This is a genomic window from Ensifer sp. ZNC0028, from assembly GCF_000799055.1.
In the GTDB taxonomy this organism is placed as follows: Bacteria; Pseudomonadota; Alphaproteobacteria; order Rhizobiales; family Rhizobiaceae; genus Ensifer.
Genome location: NZ_JTLA01000145.1, coordinates 1 through 2,559, shown reverse-complemented (window position 1 = coordinate 2,559; position 2,559 = coordinate 1). Strand labels below are relative to the sequence as shown.

General features: G+C 62.1%; 3 protein-coding genes. All 3 read right to left on the bottom strand.

The window, feature by feature from the left end:
• Positions 1-25: 25 nt before the first annotated feature.
• The 3 genes from L981_RS29515 to L981_RS29505 are packed head-to-tail and all read right to left on the bottom strand — an operon-like array spanning position 26 to position 2,481.
• Positions 26-1,681 (bottom strand): IS66 family transposase, encoded by a 1,656-nt coding sequence (locus L981_RS29515; RefSeq protein ID WP_043625106.1) that lies wholly within the window; start codon positions 1,679-1,681, stop codon positions 26-28.
• 45 nt (positions 1,682-1,726) lie between these two features.
• On the bottom strand, positions 1,727-2,074 hold the full coding sequence (gene tnpB, locus L981_RS29510; RefSeq protein WP_043625104.1) for an IS66 family insertion sequence element accessory protein TnpB: 348 nt from the start codon (positions 2,072-2,074) through the stop codon (positions 1,727-1,729).
• On the bottom strand, positions 2,071-2,481 hold the full coding sequence (locus tag L981_RS29505; protein ID WP_043625102.1) for a transposase: 411 nt from the start codon (positions 2,479-2,481) through the stop codon (positions 2,071-2,073). Before L981_RS29505 ends, tnpB begins: the two co-directional genes overlap by 4 nt.
• Positions 2,482-2,559: the final 78 nt, after the last annotated feature.

Below are 2,559 nucleotides of genomic sequence, written 5' to 3'. Positions count from 1 at the left end.
GTAAGCATCCGGTGAAGGCCGCAGGTCATGCGGCCTGAGCGTTCAGAGCCTTTGGTGTCCAATTCCACGGAAGCAATTGCTGCAGCCTGCTGACCGGCGTGTCCGCAATGTTGGCGAGGACGTCGGCAAGCCAGGCCTGCGGATCAATGTCGTTGAGCTTAGCACTCATGATCAGCGTCGCCATGGAGGCGGCACGCTCAGCACCGCGATCCGATCCGGCGAAGAGCCATGACTTCCTTCCAAGTGCAAAGCCTCGCAATGCCCGTTCGGCTGCATTGTTGGTCAGGCAAATCCGGCCGTCGTCGAGGAAGGGCGTGAAGCCGTCCCAACGCTTGAGCATGTAATCGATCGGCTCAGAGACTGGGGAACTGCGCGACAGTTTTGCCCGCTCGGTTTGAAGCCAGTCGCGCAGGTCGCCGACGAGCGGCAGGCTGTCCCTGCGTCGACGCTCCAGGCGTTGGTCGGCGGCAAGTCCGTTGATCTCCCGCTCGATGTCGAACAGGGCATCCATCCGTTTGACGGCTTCAAGTGCCATCGGCGAGATCGGCGCGGCGTTCTTTCCGCGCTTGGCATTCATGGCGATGTCGGACAGCACGAAGAACTTACGCCTCGCGTGCGACCAGCAGAGCGCCTGCGTCAGTGGACCGCGATCGCGATCAACCTTGAACAATGGATTGTAGCCGCCATAGGCATCCGCCTGCAGGATGCCGGTGAAGGTCTTCAAGTGACGTTCGGGGTGCTCCTGTCGCCGGTCTCGCGAAGCATAATAGAGTGCCGCCGGCGGAGACTGCCCGCCGAAAGGCCGGTCATCCCGGACATAGGTCCATATCCGGCCGGTATCGGTCTTGCCCCTCGCTAGGATCGGCACTGTCGTGTCATCGCCATGCACCCGCTCGGCAGCCAAAACATGCGCCTCGATCAGCGAATGAATGGGCTTGAGCGCCGCCGCACAAGCGCCGACCTGGTCGGCCAGCGTCGACAGGCTGAGATCAACCCCTTCGCGGGCATAGCGCTCACTCTGCCGGTTCAGCGGCTGATGTTGGGCGAACTTCTCAAACAGGATCATTGCCAGCAAGTTTGGCCCGACAAAGCCGCGCGGCGTCACATGGTAGGGGGCTGGCGGTTGGGTAATCTTCTCGCATTCGCGGCAGGAGAACTTCTCCCGCACTGTCTGGATCACTTTCCACTGGCGCGGGATGACCTCCAGCGTCTCCGTGATGTCCTCGCCGAGCTTCGACAACCTGGCCGAACCGCAGCAGGAGCAGCTTGTCGGAGCCGCGATAACGACCCGTTCGCGCGGGAGATGTTCGGGGAACGGTTTCCGTGACGGGCGCTTGCGCTCGAAGGCCCGGACTGCCGAGGCCTTGGCTGCGATCTCCGCCGCCAGTTCGTCTTCGCCAGCGTCGGCTTCGAGTTCCTCGAGCTGCAGCTCCATCTGTTCAAGGAGCCGCGCCTTGCGTTCTGAGCGGCTGCCGTAAAGTTCTCGACGAACCTTCTCGATCTCCAACTTCAGCCGCGCGATCAGTGCTTCGGAATGCGACACGAGCGCCTTTGCGCTGGCGGCTTGCGCCTTGGCGGCCGCTGCTTCTGCCTCGGCATTGATGCGCCGGGCACGCTCCTCGGCCAGCAGTGCAAGCGCACTGGCAAGGTCGTCCGGAAGCTCATCAATCGCGTCGTTCATGGCAGGATGGAATCATATTCGATCCCGCCATACCAGTGGTTTTGCTCATCCTGCCGACGTCGGACGCCAAGTCTTTTGCGGCATCCGCCAGTCGATGCCTTCCAACAGATAACCGAGCTGCGCCGGCGTAATCACCACCGTGCCGTCGGCTGCCGACGGCCAGATGAAACGGCCGCGTTCCAGCTTCTTTGTGAACAGACAGGCGCCTTGCCCGTCATGCCAGATCACTTTGAGCAGACCTCCACCGCGACCGCGAAACACGAACAAATGGCCGCACATCGGATCGCGCTTCAGCGTCTCTTGCACCATCAGCGACAGACCAGGGAAGCCTTTGCGCATGTCGGTATGGCCCGTCGCCAACCAGACCTTCACACCAGTCGGGACCGGGATCATCGCCGAGCCAGCACGACGTCGAGAATGCGACCCAGCGCCTCGGTGTCGATGTCGCTGTCTACCCGGACACGTCGACCTCGTCCCAGTTCAATCGTCACATCGCTGCGCTTCCGACGAGAATGCGATGGGACCGACGGTTCCGAGACAACGGGTTGGGCTGCAGGTGTGGCCTCCGACACGATTACAGGCACCAACGTGTTCGCCGTCTGCATCGACGGCTCCTCAATACGACAAAACTCCTTGCGCCAACGGAAGAGCTGACTGACGTGGATCCCGGCGGCGCGGGCGATCTCGGAGAGCACTGCGCCCGGTTCAAGGCAGGCAGCGACGAGGCGTTCCTTGTCGTCGCGGGACCAGCGCCGCCGACGCTCGACGGACGTGATCACTTCAATCGGATGCTTCGTCATATGACTACTCCTAGTGCTAGCACTAGGACTTGCAGCCTTCAGCCTAACTCAGCAAGGCGGCCGTCACCGGAGGGGTAC

Excerpts from the sequence above, each read along its gene's own strand:
- L981_RS29515 (WP_043625106.1), bottom strand. The coding sequence starts at position 1,681 with ATGAACGACGCGATTGATGAGCTTCCGGACGACCTTGCCAGTGCGCTT.
- tnpB (WP_043625104.1), bottom strand. The coding sequence starts at position 2,074 with ATGATCCCGGTCCCGACTGGTGTGAAGGTCTGGTTGGCGACGGGCCAT.
- L981_RS29505 (WP_043625102.1), bottom strand. The coding sequence starts at position 2,481 with ATGACGAAGCATCCGATTGAAGTGATCACGTCCGTCGAGCGTCGGCGG.